Source organism: Agrilactobacillus fermenti, assembly GCF_021030645.1.
GTDB classification, from domain to species: domain Bacteria; phylum Bacillota; class Bacilli; order Lactobacillales; family Lactobacillaceae; genus Agrilactobacillus; species Agrilactobacillus fermenti.
In genome coordinates this window covers 42554-57086 of sequence record NZ_JACGCJ010000003.1, presented here as the reverse complement: position 1 = coordinate 57086, position 14533 = coordinate 42554, and the positions used below count along the sequence as shown (strand labels likewise).

At 39.9% G+C, this 14533-nt stretch carries 13 protein-coding genes; 6 read left to right on the top strand and 7 right to left on the bottom strand.

Translation table 11 applies throughout. From position 1 onward, the window contains the following. The first annotated feature begins 85 nt into the window (after positions 1 to 85). Both FHQ08_RS01550 and FHQ08_RS01545 read left to right on the top strand, forming a co-directional pair. Positions 86 to 637 (top strand): flavodoxin family protein, encoded by a 552-nt coding sequence (locus FHQ08_RS01550; protein ID WP_230912627.1) that lies wholly within the window; start codon positions 86 to 88, stop codon positions 635 to 637. After that, positions 627 to 1838, top strand: coding sequence for an MFS transporter (locus FHQ08_RS01545; protein ID WP_230912626.1), 1212 nt, complete (start codon positions 627 to 629; stop codon positions 1836 to 1838). The genes FHQ08_RS01550 and FHQ08_RS01545 overlap by 11 nt, the downstream gene beginning before the upstream one ends. 3 nt (positions 1839 to 1841) lie before the next feature. Here FHQ08_RS01545 and FHQ08_RS01540 read toward each other — a convergent pair whose 3' ends face one another. After that, positions 1842 to 2015, bottom strand: a complete 174-nt coding sequence (locus tag FHQ08_RS01540; RefSeq protein ID WP_230912625.1) for a hypothetical protein — start codon at positions 2013 to 2015, stop codon at positions 1842 to 1844. Positions 2016 to 2018: 3 nt separating this feature from the next. Next, positions 2019 to 2351, bottom strand: coding sequence for an SdpI family protein (locus FHQ08_RS01535; protein ID WP_230912624.1), 333 nt, complete (start codon positions 2349 to 2351; stop codon positions 2019 to 2021). Between the two features lie 231 nt (positions 2352 to 2582). On the opposite strand from FHQ08_RS01535, the gene FHQ08_RS01530 reads away from it, so the two are divergent. Next, entirely contained in the window at positions 2583 to 3779 is a 1197-nt protein-coding gene (locus FHQ08_RS01530) for an MDR family MFS transporter (protein ID WP_230912623.1), read from the top strand. A 148-nt stretch (positions 3780 to 3927) separates the two neighbouring features. Here FHQ08_RS01530 and FHQ08_RS01525 read toward each other — a convergent pair whose 3' ends face one another. The 4 genes from FHQ08_RS01525 to FHQ08_RS01510 all read right to left on the bottom strand — a co-directional run bounded on the left by FHQ08_RS01525 (position 3928) and on the right by FHQ08_RS01510 (position 8192). Beyond that, positions 3928 to 4536: an ABC transporter ATP-binding protein gene (locus FHQ08_RS01525; protein WP_230912622.1), complete on the bottom strand. Its 609-nt coding sequence runs from the start codon at positions 4534 to 4536 to the stop codon at positions 3928 to 3930. Between the two features lie 9 nt (positions 4537 to 4545). Then, positions 4546 to 6366: a hypothetical protein gene (locus FHQ08_RS01520; RefSeq protein WP_230912621.1), complete on the bottom strand. Its 1821-nt coding sequence runs from the start codon at positions 6364 to 6366 to the stop codon at positions 4546 to 4548. 287 nt (positions 6367 to 6653) lie between these two features. Then, entirely contained in the window at positions 6654 to 7850 is a 1197-nt protein-coding gene (locus FHQ08_RS01515; RefSeq protein ID WP_230912620.1) for an NAD-dependent formate dehydrogenase, read from the bottom strand. A 114-nt stretch (positions 7851 to 7964) separates the two neighbouring features. Further along, positions 7965 to 8192 carry a hypothetical protein gene (locus tag FHQ08_RS01510; RefSeq protein ID WP_230912619.1) on the bottom strand — a complete coding sequence of 76 codons (228 nt, stop codon included), beginning with the start codon at positions 8190 to 8192 and terminating at the stop codon, positions 7965 to 7967. Between the two features lie 508 nt (positions 8193 to 8700). Between FHQ08_RS01510 and FHQ08_RS01505 the strand changes: the two genes are divergently transcribed. Beyond that, the gene (locus tag FHQ08_RS01505; protein WP_407929108.1) at positions 8701 to 10632 is read left to right on the top strand and encodes a glycoside-pentoside-hexuronide (GPH):cation symporter; all 1932 of its coding nucleotides are present in this window, start codon (positions 8701 to 8703) and stop codon (positions 10630 to 10632) included. On the opposite strand, the gene FHQ08_RS01500 is transcribed toward FHQ08_RS01505, so the two are convergent. Beyond that, a complete protein-coding gene (locus FHQ08_RS01500) occupies positions 10625 to 11431 on the bottom strand; it encodes an AraC family transcriptional regulator (RefSeq protein WP_230912617.1) in 807 nt (268 codons plus the stop codon). The two genes, FHQ08_RS01505 and FHQ08_RS01500, sit on opposite strands and share 8 nt — an antisense overlap. A 141-nt stretch (positions 11432 to 11572) precedes the next feature. Here FHQ08_RS01500 and FHQ08_RS01495 point away from each other — a divergent pair, with 141 nt between their 5' ends. Together FHQ08_RS01495 and FHQ08_RS01490 are read left to right on the top strand one after the other, a co-directional pair. Further along, complete coding sequence (locus FHQ08_RS01495; RefSeq protein ID WP_230912616.1) at positions 11573 to 13483, top strand: glycoside hydrolase family 2 TIM barrel-domain containing protein; 1911 nt, start codon at positions 11573 to 11575, stop codon at positions 13481 to 13483. Beyond that, on the top strand, positions 13470 to 14426 hold the full coding sequence (locus tag FHQ08_RS01490) for a beta-galactosidase small subunit (protein ID WP_230912615.1): 957 nt from the start codon (positions 13470 to 13472) through the stop codon (positions 14424 to 14426). Before FHQ08_RS01495 ends, FHQ08_RS01490 begins: the two co-directional genes overlap by 14 nt. Positions 14427 to 14533 lie beyond the last annotated feature (107 nt).

Here is a 14533-nt window from a genome sequence, read left to right as displayed (position 1 = left end):
TTTGTAAACTATATGCAACCTACGCTTAGCCATTATAACAATGATGTTACCCTAGTGCTATAAACTACGAACAGGAGTGAACATCATGGTTATTTTAGAAATTAATTCGAGTAGCAGACAAGATAGCAATTCCAAATTCATGGCTGATCGATTGCTTAAGGGCCTGCCACATGACTGTATTGATCTTAACCAATATCAAATCAACCCAATCATAGATCAAAGACACAGCGGCTTAGCCTGGCAATTTACTAAAGATGACTATCTAGCAGCGTTCAACAAATTACTAGCAGCCGATGTTTTGGTCTTTGCCACCCCAATTTATTGGTACGGTCCTTCAGGATTGTTAAAAAATTTTATTGATCGTTGGTCACAAAGTTTGGCAACGGTGCCTGACTTGCGGCAAAAAATCAAAAATAAAATCGTTTACTTATTGCTTGTTGGCGGTGATAATCCCCACGTCAAAGGCCTACCGACAATTCAGCAATTTGAATATATTTGTCAATTCTGGAATTGGCGTTTTACGGACTATGTTATCGGAACAGCCAATCGCCCCTTAGATATAGCCCACGATCAATTAGCCATTAACAAACTGGACTTTCTGAACCACAAGTTCCTTGAGGCCTGCTATGCGTCATAACCACATACACTTGCTTTTTTCAAAAAGATTTAGGAACTTCTTCCTAGCTGACATTATTTCTGGGTTTGGGGTCGGCATGACGACCGTAGGCGCCAACTGGTACATGCTGCAACAAACCCATACCAGCAAATTAGTCGGGCTTTATTTAACCATCAACGTGTTGGCCGGCTTTTTGATGGCGCCCTTAGCTGGTGCGCTCACCGACAAATACTCACGCAGAAATGTCATATTATGGTCATTCGTGGGCCGAGCCATCCCGATGATACTGATTGCAGGGATCTTTTATTTAACAGGCTTTAATATATGGCTTATGTTTATTTTGTCAATCATTACCGGCGCTGGATGGATCACATACATGTCAGCCTCACGAAGTTTTATTCAAGTTATTATGCCCCTAAAATATTTAGGCACGGCAAATTCATTTATTGAAATCTCACTTCAAGTCGGTATGTTCATGGCTGGCGCAATTTCCGGTATTATCTTACATTATGCTGGATTCCTAGTTGTTTTGGTTGTTAATATTTTAGTTTTTGTCATCGCAAGCTTATTGATTTTGAACGTCACTAAAGACAAGCAACCAGTCAATACCAACGACGCACAAAACTCAGGTCTCAAAAAGGGATTATCTTATGTATGCCATCATCAAACGATCATCAGCCTTGGTTTGTTATCAATCCTGCCATTAATTGTGACACAGCTTTTCAATGTTTCCTCACCAGATTACGTTTATACGATTCTGAAAACCAACAGCGTCGTCTATGGTACTGCTGATATGCTTTACGGCATTGGTGGCCTTGGCGCTGGATTAATCACAAGTGGGTTAATTGCACACTTTAGACAAAAGCCGTTAATGATCATGTTGTTTTCACTCGCCACTTTGGTACTTATCAGCTTATATTTCTGGCATTTTATCGGTCTACTTTTCCTGAGTACCTTTGGCCTTGGCTTTTCCAATTCTGCTTTAAGAGTAGTGACAAATACTGCTCTAATGAAAATCGTTAAGCCGCCCTTTATGGGCCGTGTGACTTCTTTGTGGAATGGACTCGCTCAGTTTATGAATATCTTTGCCTCTACAACAATGGGGCTCACTAATGATAAATTTGGTGCTAACTTTGGCTTCTTATGTATGAGTTTCATTATGAGCCTTGGCATCATTGCAAGCGTCCTCACTTTAAAAGCCAAAAGAACGACCGAACCGTAATATTCAATATCCCTGACTTTGCTGGTAAAAAGCGATAGAAAATGCCACAACTAAAAAGGCAATCACGCTGATCAAAATAATTTTCCGTAATTTACGGCCCAATGGATTATCCGGATTCAACTGAATCCCAAAGCCAAAATGTTTGGGAATCCATAAAGGCGTTTTTTGTTTTTTCATAGGCTACACCTGAGATTGACGCATATGCTTGGCTAAACGGACCACAATTTCCGTTAAAATGAATAAAGAGCCTACTGAAAAAAGAACCAACCAACCGGCTAGTTTCAAAGTCATTTGCCGATTCCAAAAGAACAACGCAACCAGAGCCAAATTCGTTAATAAACCATAAGCGGCACTAAATTTTTGAGCGATCAACCAGCTTCTAGGATCTGCTTGCGCCGCTGGTGTTCGGAATCCAACATGATTATGTCCACTATCATGATATTTGGGCGTATGTATCAAGCGAAAGAACATGACAACGACTAGAAAGACAGCAACACTACGATATAACCACATTATAATCACCTCATAATTCATAAACTTGATTTTTCAGTGCTCATTCTACACGTTTCTAATAAAATTGCCATCGAAATTTTTCAATAAGCTATTTATTACGTTATTACGCCTATTTACGGTTGAACTGCGTTTCAAGAATTAATTGAAGCGTTTTCGGTTTCATTCTGTTGTCGCACACGGATACTTAAGCGCCTATAATAGATGGTAAATTAATTAGAAAGGTATGAGGTTGTGCGAGAAATCAAATTACCCTGGTTACTAGCAGGCGCCCTTTTGAGTAGTACGGGTATGAGTTTTATCTGGCCACTAACCAGCGTTTACCTCCATAATCGCCTAGGCATCAACTTAACTCTGGTGGGTCTTGTACTACTCTTTAATTCTTTGGCAAGTGTGATTGGTGATTACCTTGGCGGTTATCTTTATGATCATTACAACCCTTATCGCTTGCTTCTAAGTGGTATTTTACTGACGATGTCCAGCTTATTAGCCTTAGTCTTTTGGCATAACTGGCCTATTTTTGGGGTATTACTTTTTACATTAGGTTTAGGTCAAGGCTGGAACCTGACGCTAGTCAATGCGATTGGAACCAGTATTCATAACCATGATGGCCGTTATGTATTTAATATGCTTTATTTTGCCCAAAATCTTGGGGCCGTCCTAGGTGCCTCATTGGTCGGCTACGTTTATAGCTTTGGGGTGACCTGGTTATTCATCATTGCCTTGGTCCTTTTTATTTTTTTCTACTTAATTGTCGCCATCACTTATCGCCCCATCGCGCATATACAGCGACATCATGCTAAGTCCAATACAAAAAAACCAGTTGTAGCCTTGCCCAAGGGGAATCACTGGTTGGTGCTAACCTTTTTGATTGCATTGCTGTTGATTTGGATCATGTACCAACAATGGGTCTCAAATCTTTCGGTTTATATGACGACATTACATATTCCATTAAGTAAATACAGTTTGTTGTGGACGTTAAACGCTGGCTTGATCGTCATCATTCAATTACTGCTAAATTGGCTAGGCCATCATTTTCAAAATTTATTTATCCAAATCGAATTCGGTATCTTTATGGTTGCCCTTTCCTTCGGCAGTTTGATTTTTGCCAAGGGTTATTCAAGTTTTGTACTCGCCATGATTATTTTGACCATTGGGGAAGCCACTGCCTTTCCAGCCATTCCAGCACTTGTTAACTTACTGACACCCACGGCCAGTAAGGGAAAATATCAGGGTCTGCTAAACGCTTTCGGTGCTGCTGGCCGGGCATTAGGACCCTTATTAGGTGGCATCATTATCGAACACTTTTCTTATATGCATCTGTTTATCATTGCCCTTAGTACCATTATGTTCGTTTGGCTTGGTATCTTTTTGGTCTGGCATCTCGTCCAGCACCACTTGACCTATTACGATCACCTCAAGGTGCCATAATTTTTAGATATAACGGATAGGTGGCTTTTCTGCTGGTCACGACAATTATTTTGATCTTATTGCGTCGCTTTACACACAATTTAAATTTAGACACCGCAATTCACTTGGCCTTTTATTATATTTTTAGCTGAGTGTGACACAAGGATTTTCAACCATCACTTAGTTGGCCGTCCTTAATTGTCAATCGTGGTGCTGAGATCAGCTGAAGTATGGTTGCTTGATGGGTCACTAAAATAATAAGATGTGTCAATTTCAACTGGTTCAACTGATCTACAAAGACCGGAATCGAAGTGCTATCTATGCCACTAAAGACCTCATCTAACAATAACACCTGTGCATTGGCCGCAATGGCCGCAATTAGGGCCAGTTTTTTGATCATGCCTTGTGAATAAGTCCTTATTTGATCATCTAAAAATCGGCTCAAATGAACTTGTTGACACAACTGCCAAATATTGGTCTGATACTTTGCGGGCTGATGCCGTACCTTATAAATCAATTCTAAAAATTCTTTACCCGTTAGCTGCTGATATATGAATGGCTCATGCGGTACTAGATAAATATCATTGCTAGTATTTGTAAAAATAATTTTACCAGTGTCAGCCACCACGTCTTGCATTAGTAATCTAAATAACGTTGTCTTGCCAATACCGTTAGGCCCATTCAATAGAAATAGACCTGTATCCGGGAAAGACCAACTACAGCGATTTAAGATTTTTGTATGGCCTAACGTCAAGGAAACGGCTTCTAAGCGAATCATAATCGTCACCTACTTCCTTTTTCTGCTCAAATTCCGCGCCATAATTACTGGGAAGTGTCCCTGTCGGCTTAACGTCCAAAGTAACGAATAAAGTCTGATCAAATAAAGGCTAACCAAGACCAGCCCCACCCCGTTTTGATTTTGAAATAATTGTACTTGGTTTAAAGCCAGTACCATCGCACCGCCCAAACTTAAAACACCAAATAAAATCATGTGTCGATGAGATAAATTCAGATATTTATTAATCATTAAAAATACAATGATTATTGCATCACTGATAAGCAAAAACAATCCAATGGCGCCCAAAAATATCGGTTGCGTCAGGGACTGGAATTGACTCAATGCTAAAACCATACTAAACATAATCGGTAGTCTTATAAGCTGACTAATTCGACTGCGAATGCGGGAGATATCCCGATTTATGCATTGATTATTTGATGGCAGTACTTGTAAATACGGACTAGTTAAGATTTGAGTACCTAACTGCCCCAGCATCATGATCAACGCCAAAGTTATCATAATTAAAATAATCGAAGCACTTGGCAACAAGCCCACCACAAAAGCAACTATACTTATAACTTCAAAATAACGTACGATTATCCCGGCAATGACTTTATTTAAAAGAAAAGTGAAGTTGGAAACATTGGCCAGCAGTAAAATTTCAGGCGCATTAAATCCGAGGATTTGTTCCACATAAGTATCTTTATGATTCCAAATTAATAGTCCAGTAATTGTTATAAAAGTAAAAACCAGTTTTCCCGATAAACTCGCCATACTGTGCGTCATCATAAACATACCGGTCATTAACAAGAGCGTTTTAAGCATATACCTGCGCCGCGCGCCAAGCTTGCCTATAAACATTTCCTTCAAGTAAACATAAAACAATGTGTTTTGGACAGTTTTAAATCGGTTGAGTAGCCACCGATCTAAAAATATGGGCTGATTTGCGATCACAAAATTTCGTTGTTTGTAGCTACTTACCTGGTTTGCTAAGACATAGCTAAGACTGACTATTACCAACAAGAAAACTAAAATCTTGAAACTATCAACTAGATTTGGTTCGAAAGCATTTCGAATTACAAGAGCGCCAGGATACCAAGCATTAACAGCTATAACAACTGATTGTCCACTTAACAGCAGCGCTTTGACAGCACCAGCAAAATGAAGCCTGTTATTTGTAATAAACGGCTCAATATTTTTAGCAATAAACGAGCTGATTTTGATAACTAACACAAGTAAAACAAAGCCTAGGCCGAAAATACCATATCTTAGCCAAAAATGTTTAACGTTTACGAATACGGCAATTTCATGAACCATCATAAAGAAGAACAGTAAAATAAAATGGAAAAGAATGCCTTGAATGGCAATCAAAATCGTGACAAACACGGGCGTTTTCAAAGCCATACTTGCGCCAACAATTGTCAGCAGCTCACTAAGAAAGGTGTTAAAGAGTGCGTACTCAATAAAGTAAATCAAGCGTAAATACTCGCCTTGAACTTTGGACAGTTTTAAAAGCGACTTTAAAAAATTTAATTCATTATCACTAATTTGCTGATAAGCAATTTGACGCTCAAAGTAAGGTGTCAAAATATAAAAAATCGTAAAATAGCCGATCCAGCTGGTAAATATTGTGAATTGTAAAATTTGATGTTCTAAAAACATGAAGCCAAAGCCGAGTAACCATGAAACACCCAGCCCAACTATCCGCAAGCCTAATCGATATAAGTTGAAATATTTGGACTGATCCGTAAGTGTCATTAAATGAAAATTCTGCCAAACAGATCGATAATCGTTTCGCCATTTATATTTTAGCCACAGACCTAAACTCATAACGACTACCTCACAGTCAAATTGAGTCTTGTGAGCTCTTTCATTAACCTGCTTCTAAGCTAAGTGTAAGACGTTAGCTTTTTTAAAACAATTAAGACCTTCTTTAAAATAAAATTCTGTATAGCTGCATATAAAAAGTCGGGACAAAACTAACATCTTGTCTCCGACTTCTATTAGTTACAAATAGCTTAATTTCAAATGCACGCTATATGCTTATCGCCTAACCATGAATTCCGTAAGCATTAAGGCGATCGGCATTTTTTATATCACGTTCTTGTCCGAAGCTATTATGAATCTTTTTGCCCACTGCCTGGCGTTTCATGGCCTTTTTGAACGGTATAAACCTTCGCACCAGTACCAGCTAAGTGGCCGTCCTGAGCAATCAGATATTCTGGCCGAATGGGTTTGTTTTCTAAAAAGGCTTCTAAAATCTCCCGCGTTCCAGCAGCATAACGAGCCTGCGCTGACAAGGTCGTCCCAGACATATGTGGGGTCATTGCCTCGTTAGGCATTGTCCGCCAAGGATGGTCTTTAGGTGCAGGTTGTGGATACCAGACGTCGCCAGAATAACCACCTAACTGTCCAGATTTCAATGCCCGCACAATGGCGTCGCGATCAACTTCTTCACCACGGCTATTGTTCACAATGTAGGCGCCACGTTTCATCGTATTGATGACGTCATCATTAAATAAATGGTAAGTTTGGGCATGTAGCGGTACCGCCAAGACAGCTGCATCAACGATCTTAACCATTTCATGCACATCAGGATAATAAGTTAAACCTAAACTTTGTTCAACGTCTGCTGGTAACTGATGCCGCTGGTTATAAACTAACTTTACACCAAAAGGTTTTAGCCGTTCCAAAACAGCGCGACCAATTCGGCCAGCGCCAATCACACCAACCGTCATGCCTTCGATATCATAAGCCCGTGAAGCGGCATCAGCAATATTCCACCCGCCATCACGCACGATATCATGCGCAGGGATAAAGTTACGTACTAACGCCAATAATTGCATCACTTCAGCTTCAGCGACACTGATACTATTGCTATAAGTCACTTCAGCCACAGTTACATTGTGCTCATTGGCTGCGTTTAAGTCCACATGATCCGACCCGATTCCAGCGGTGATCGCCAACTTTAAATTTTTAGCCTTATCCAGGCGTTCAGCGGTTAAGTACGCTGGCCAAAATGGCTGTGAAATCACGACATCAGCTGTCGGCAGCTCTTTTTCAAAAACCGAATCTGGTCCTTCTTTGTCCGAAGTGACCACATATTCGATGCCTTGAGATTCCAAATATTTTCTTAAACCTAACCCACCGGAAACACTGCCCAACAGTTCACCAGGCTTAAAATCAATATTTTCTGGTGTGGGTACTGATGATCCATCTGGATAATGGGTAATCTTGGGAATATCGTCCCGCACATATTTTGGCGGAAAACCCGTTACAGGATCTGGATATAAAACTGCTAATACTTTTGTCATAAAACGATCCCCCTTTGACTAGCTGTATCAAGATACACCTAAATTCTAGCACAAAAGTAATCGTTTTCAATTATTGTAAACTTAATAAAATATCATACGGCTATCACTCGCATACTATCTGAATCCAAATATGATAAAAAGTATGACTGAAATGATTAATGCCGCTAAACCTACGATCAGCATACCAATTCCAAACCAACGATATTTTTTATTCGTACGTAAATACTCATCAGCATCACCAAATGTATTGCCAGCAAGAAGATGTAACCATTTACCATGATAAATTTTAAACCCAATTACAAGAAATAAGAGTGCTATCCCAATTAATATTAATTCGCCCATAATTAATCGCTTCTTTATTGGTTATCAATTGACATCATTTGAATATATTTTTTTCAACTTTTCAACTCGATTGTAGCACAAAAAAACAGCCGTCAATTGACAACTGCTCTACTAACCTCACACGCAAACAAACAAAATGATCCCAAAAATAATTAATAACCCATAAACATACTTTACCATCTGTTAATCAAAAATGATTTCATATGTAGCAGTAAAAAGGTCAAAAGTACATATTTTATAACCAAATAATCTCATTTATAAAACCCCTTTCATTCTATACTAAAAACAACGATGCATCGTGAAATGCTACAAACACAGGCTTTCTGTGTCCTTTATCAATCAATAGGCTGCTTAAAAAGTATAGACTGACAATTTAATAAATTCATAGTTTGAGTGTCACAAATAATGACAGCGTTTTACAGGTCATTATATATAAGGGGGCTTTTTGTTGGATACAACAACTCAACATACTTCAAAGAAGAAAAAATTTAGTAAACTCAGTTCATTAATCGCTTTTGCTTCTGGGAATATTGGTGGCTCAGCTGTTTATATGACCTTTGGTACTTACTTCATGTTATATATTACCAGCGCTATGTTCACTGGCGTATCTAAAGCCGAAACAAACAAATTAATTGCTATGATTACCACATTAATCGCCATTATTCGGGTTGCTGAAATATTTTTTGATCCGATCATTGGTAATATCGTCGACAATACCAATACCAGAATCGGTAAATTTAAACCTTGGTTAATCGGTGCTGGGATTGCTTCTTCAATTCTACTTGTTGTTTTATTTACAGGTATTTTTGGCTTGTCTCGAGTAAACTTTACCCTATTTACCATACTTTTTATCATTACTTTTATTGCCTTTGATATATTTTACTCTTTTCGGGATGTTTCATATTGGGGCATGGTGCCAGCCTTAACTGAAGATAGTCGTGAACGTTCCCTCTACACCGCTGCAGCCAACTTTACTAGCTTTGGCCAAAACATTGTCACAATGATTATTGTTCCGATTGTAACTTATTTTACCTTTTTGTTTACAGGTAAAAGTAATGAAGGCCAACCAGGTTGGACTGTTTTTGCAATAATCATTGCCGCTGCGGCGATTATCTTCTCATTAACTGTTGCTTTTGGTACTCACGAAAAACAAAGTGCCGTTCGTCAAATCACTAAGAAAAAAACAAGTCTTAAAGAACTCGTCCATGCGCTAACCCATAATGATCAGATGTTATGGACTGCATTACCCTATTTAGTATACGGCTTTGGAAATGCTGCGACGGCAGGTTTAATGTTTTACATGTTCAAATATGTCGTAGGCCGCCCCGATCTATTTTGGATAACCGGAGCGATTCCAACCATTGCTGGCTTTTTTACCTCACCACTTTTCCCAGTTATCAATAAATGGGTTAGCCGCAAAACCATCTATGCTGTCAGTATGTGCAGTATGATATTAGCGTATGTTCTTTTAATCATCTCCACAGACAGTTTGCCAATGGTTATCACCGCTATGGTCTTATATTACGTCCCTCAAGGATTCATCTTCATGGCAGTCATCTTAACTCTAACCGACACTATTGAATATGGTCAATTGAAAAACGGTACGCGTAATGAAGCAGTTACTCTAGCAATCCGGCCCATGTTGGACAAATTATCCAGTGCCATCAGCACTGAGATCATTGGTTTGGTTGCTGTAGCCGCTGGCATGACTGGTACTGCGACGGCAGCTTCCATGACATCTAGTGGAATTTCCTTATTCAAGTTAGTTGCTTTCTGGGCTGGCTTGTTACTACACATATTGGCACTAATTATTTATGTATTAAAAGTAAAAGTTTCTGAAAAACGTCATGCTGAAATTGTTATCGAATTGCAAAATAAATTGGCTAATGAAGGTATCACTGAAGTAAGCAGTAAAGAGGGCCCAATCGTCTCAGTTACACCAACCACCATTGAGACGACTGTTTGTGCCCCTGTTAGTGGTGTTGTTGAAAAGCTTAGCAACATTACTGACGAGATGAATCATACTGGTATTGTTGGCAAAGGTATTGGTATCAAACCAACAGAAGGTAAAATTTATGCGCCTTTTGACGGTCGTTTACTCCTATTGTTTACAACCAAACAGGTGATTGGCCTCCGTGCCAGTAATGGCCTAGAAATTTTAATTCACATAGGCTTAGGGACTGTTAATATGCGAGGACAAGGCTTCATCACTCATTTCGATGAGCTGCAGACTTTTAAAAAAGGTGACTTATTAATAGAATTTGACCGGGATAAGATTGAACAAAGTGGGTACAAAGATGATGTGATTGTTTTACTAACAAAAACGAGTCAAATTCAAACCATAACATACACTGATCAAGCGGTGGTCCAAACGGGTGACGAATTACTGAAAACTCGTTACAAGCTTAATTCGAAGACAACAGAAAATAAGTTTAAATAAATTTCTTAAACTGTTGTGGTGTGACTCGATAAACTTTTTTGAACTGATGAATAAATTGAGAAGTGTCTTGGAACCCCACGGCTAAACTGATATGTTTTACTTCCCATTCTGGTTTAGCCAACAACAGTTCACGAGCTTTCTGCAAGCGATAATTGGTTAAGTATTGTAATGGCGTGATGTGATAAATTTGTTTAAAAATCCGATTCTGATAAGTAATAGAGTACTGAGTCACGGCAGCTAAGGCCTGATTGGTAATATGCTGAGCATAATGCTGATTGATATACTCAATAATTGGCATGGTAATCTCTTTATTCTGCCGATTAAAAGCCTTTAAAGCTTCATTTTGTTTCAACAGCATTACGAAGCGATAAATCTCAGTAGATTGATCCAGAATTGCCGCAATACTGTGCTGATTAAAAGCCTCGAACTTTTGCATCGGAAATGCCAGCAACTCTGCAGAAGGTTTAGGCACGTAAAGATACTTAGTGACCCCTAAATAAGTAATCAAACTTCTCGCTAAAGTCCCATCAAAAGTAAAAAATGCTGTTTGCCAAGTCTGCCTAGAATTTTGTGACATATAGCGGTGGGGTACACCTTTCAACAAAAATATGCCTTGATCTGGTGCTAAGACGATCTTTTGATTTTCAACTTCAACGACACCAGTCCCTACCTCAGACTGTAACCAATGAAAAGCATAATAACCGTTTTTCCGAATCATCGGACCTTGCTGCCAGTGATAACCAATACTATCGCAATACAAGGGAAAATCCTGAGTTGGTCTATTAAAAGCGATCCGCATAAATACTACCCCATTCACTATTATGTTGTCAGCAATAAGATTAAGCTCATTTGTTAACGCTGCCAATTTATGATTCCTAAACTATTATACAATTATAATTAACTTGCTTGACTGATTCTTAATTACAAAGGAGTTTCAAAAATGTCTCAACAAAATCAACACCAGCCGAATCTCAAGTGGCTGGATGATCCTCAAGTCTTTCGTGTTAATGCTCTTCCAGCTCATAGCGATCATTGCTGGTACCGCTCCAGCCAAGAAGCGGCTGCCCAACAAAGCAGTTTTCGAAAGAGTCTAAATGGTCATTGGCAATTTAACTATGCCAAAGACCCTCGTCAAATCAGCCAGAATTTTGCCGAAGTGACTTTTGACAGCTCTAATTGGGATGATATCCAAGTCCCAGGGCTGATTGAATTTGCTGGTTATCACAAATTTCATTATATCAACACTTTATATCCCTGGGAGGGCCATCACTTCCGTCGGCCAGCTTTTACCACCGCTTCCAAACAAGATGCCCAAGGTCAATTTAGTCAAGCGCCAGATAATCCCGTCGGTCAATATCGTAAGCATTTTCACGTCCCTGTTGCTTGGCAGAACCAGACTGTGCGCGTCCGCTTTGAAGGGGTTCAGACTGCTATGTATCTTTGGCTCAACGGACATTTTCTAGGGTATGCTGAAGATAGTTTCAGTCCTCACGAATTCGATTTAACGCCCTATTTAGCCAAGGATGACAATGTTTTGGCGGTAGCTGTATTCAATGCCAGCACTGCCAGCTATTTAGAAGACCAAGATATGTTTCGCTTCTTTGGTATTTTCCGGGACGTGACTTTGCTAGCACAACCTCAGGTCCACTTGGAAGATATTAGCCTACGCCCTGTCCCATCATCCGATTTACAAAGTGGTACACTTACGATACAAGCTCAAACTGTGGGCACTTTAGCAGGTGTCACCGCTGCTGTAGCGGTTAAAGATGCCACGGGAAAGTCACTCTGGCAGACAGTCACATCTTTGGATCAAATTCAATCTGGTATTTTAGCACAAACAACTTTCCAACAAATTCGGTTGTGGTCCAATGATGAGCCTTATTTATATCAACTGCAAATTACGCTGCATGATGCCACCGGACACGTTCTAGAAGTAATTCCCATGGTCTTTGGTTTTCGTCGAATTGAAATCAATTCTAATAAAGTTATGCTGCTCAATGGTCAACGTCTAATTATTAAAGGCGTCAATCGTCATGAATGGAATGCGACTTCTGGCCGGGTGATCACCTCCGCCAACATGGATCAGGATATAGCCATCATGAAAGCTAACAATATCAATGCCGTCCGGACTAGTCACTACCCCAATCACTTGACCTGGTATGATCGTTGTGATCAGCAGGGCATCTATGTAATGGCAGAAAATAATCTAGAAAGTCATGGCACTTGGCAAAAATTAGGTGTTGTAGAACCTTCAGATAATGTTCCTGGCAACCTATCTCAGTGGCAAGCAGCGGTTTTGGATCGTGCTCAAAACAATTACCAATGGCTCAAGAATCACACTAGTATTCTATGGTGGTCTTTGGGTAATGAATCTTATGCCGGTACAGACATTGCTGCCATGGAAACTTATTATAAGCAGCAAGATCCCAGTCGCTTGGTTCACTATGAAGGTGTCTTCCACCGACCTGAATTTAAAAATCGTATTTCCGATTTGGAAAGTCGCATGTACGCTAGTCCTGATGAAATTGAGACCTATTTGCAAAATAACCCATCAAAGCCTTTTATTCTCTGCGAGTACATGCATAGCATGGGTAATTCTGTAGGTGGCCTTCAAAATTACATGATTTTATTGACTAAATATCCGATGTTCCAAGGTGGATTCATTTGGGATTTTATCGATCAAGCCATTGCGGTAAAAGATGAAATCAGTGGTCAAACCGTTTTCCGTTATGGCGGTGACTTTGATGACCGACCATCAGATTATGCGTTTTCTGGTGATGGTCTATTGTTCGCCGATCGAACTGAAAAACCAGCTATGCAGGAGGTACGTTATTATTATGGCAAATTCTAAACCTTTACAGATTATTTATGGCGATGGCACCTTGGGTGTAACCGGACCCAATTGTCATTATATTTTTAACTACAGTCGTGGGGGTCTGGAATCTTTGGTCTATGCCGGTAAAGAATGGTTGTACCGAGAACCAAAACCAACTTTTTGGCGGGCTAGTACAGATAATGATCGCGGCAATGGCTTTCCTCAAAAAGCATCACAGTGGCTGGGTGCGGAACTATTCAGTGTCGTCAAGGAGATTGCCTTACAAGTTAACCAAAAGCCCATCTCCTTACCTTTGGCACCCGCGAATAACCGCTATACTGCCCAAGAGTTTGCTGAAGAAATCCAAATTAGTTTTACTTACAAAACGTCGACCGTACCAACAACCCAAGTAACCGTCACTTATACTGTACGATCCACAGGACAGCTCCATGTTCAAGCCCACTACCACGGTAACCACCAATTACCGGAATTGCCACGCTTTGGTTTGGAATTTGTCATGCCCACTTTAGCCACTGGCTTTAAATATGCCGGCTTATCTGGTGAAACTTATCCCGATCGCATGGCTGGCGGTGTTTCTGGTACTTATCAGATTCAAGGCTTGCCTGTTACGCCGTATTTAGTACCTCAAGATAATGGGATTCACATGGCCAGCCATTGGCTCCAAATCAGCCGACAATCTACTAAAGATAACAGTGACCTCAATCGGATACCCTTTCAACTGAAATTTAGTCAAGGGCAAAAACCTTTTGCTTTTAGCGCCTTACCATACACCGCTTTAGAATTAGAAAATGCCAGTCATCAAGAAGATCTGCCTTTGCCTCGGCGTACCGTCGTTACCATTTTAGGTGCCGTTCGGGGTGTGGGGGGAATTGATAGTTGGGGTGCTGACGTGGCTCCGGCTTATAGAATTCCTGGTGATCAAGATATTATCTTTGATTTCAATATCGCAGGCGTTTGATATTTTCGACTACTGTAAAAATTTTAAAATCTACCAAAGAGGCTAATATCTTCGGACTGATCCGAAAGTATTAGCCTCTTTGGTACCCCAAAATAACCCACATAATT

Coding starts and splice junctions, on each gene's coding strand:
- FHQ08_RS01500 (WP_230912617.1), bottom strand. CDS start 11,431: ATGCGGATCGCTTTTAATAGACCAACTCAGGATTTTCCCTTGTATTGC.
- FHQ08_RS01545 (WP_230912626.1), top strand. CDS start 627: ATGCGTCATAACCACATACACTTGCTTTTTTCAAAAAGATTTAGGAAC.
- FHQ08_RS01515 (WP_230912620.1), bottom strand. CDS start 7,850: ATGACAAAAGTATTAGCAGTTTTATATCCAGATCCTGTAACGGGTTTT.
- FHQ08_RS01510 (WP_230912619.1), bottom strand. CDS start 8,192: ATGGGCGAATTAATATTAATTGGGATAGCACTCTTATTTCTTGTAATT.
- FHQ08_RS01550 (WP_230912627.1), top strand. CDS start 86: ATGGTTATTTTAGAAATTAATTCGAGTAGCAGACAAGATAGCAATTCC.
- FHQ08_RS01490 (WP_230912615.1), top strand. CDS start 13,470: ATGGCAAATTCTAAACCTTTACAGATTATTTATGGCGATGGCACCTTG.
- FHQ08_RS01520 (WP_230912621.1), bottom strand. CDS start 6,366: ATGAGTTTAGGTCTGTGGCTAAAATATAAATGGCGAAACGATTATCGA.
- FHQ08_RS01495 (WP_230912616.1), top strand. CDS start 11,573: ATGTCTCAACAAAATCAACACCAGCCGAATCTCAAGTGGCTGGATGAT.
- FHQ08_RS01540 (WP_230912625.1), bottom strand. CDS start 2,015: ATGAAAAAACAAAAAACGCCTTTATGGATTCCCAAACATTTTGGCTTT.
- FHQ08_RS01535 (WP_230912624.1), bottom strand. CDS start 2,351: ATGTGGTTATATCGTAGTGTTGCTGTCTTTCTAGTCGTTGTCATGTTC.
- FHQ08_RS01525 (WP_230912622.1), bottom strand. CDS start 4,536: ATGATTCGCTTAGAAGCCGTTTCCTTGACGTTAGGCCATACAAAAATC.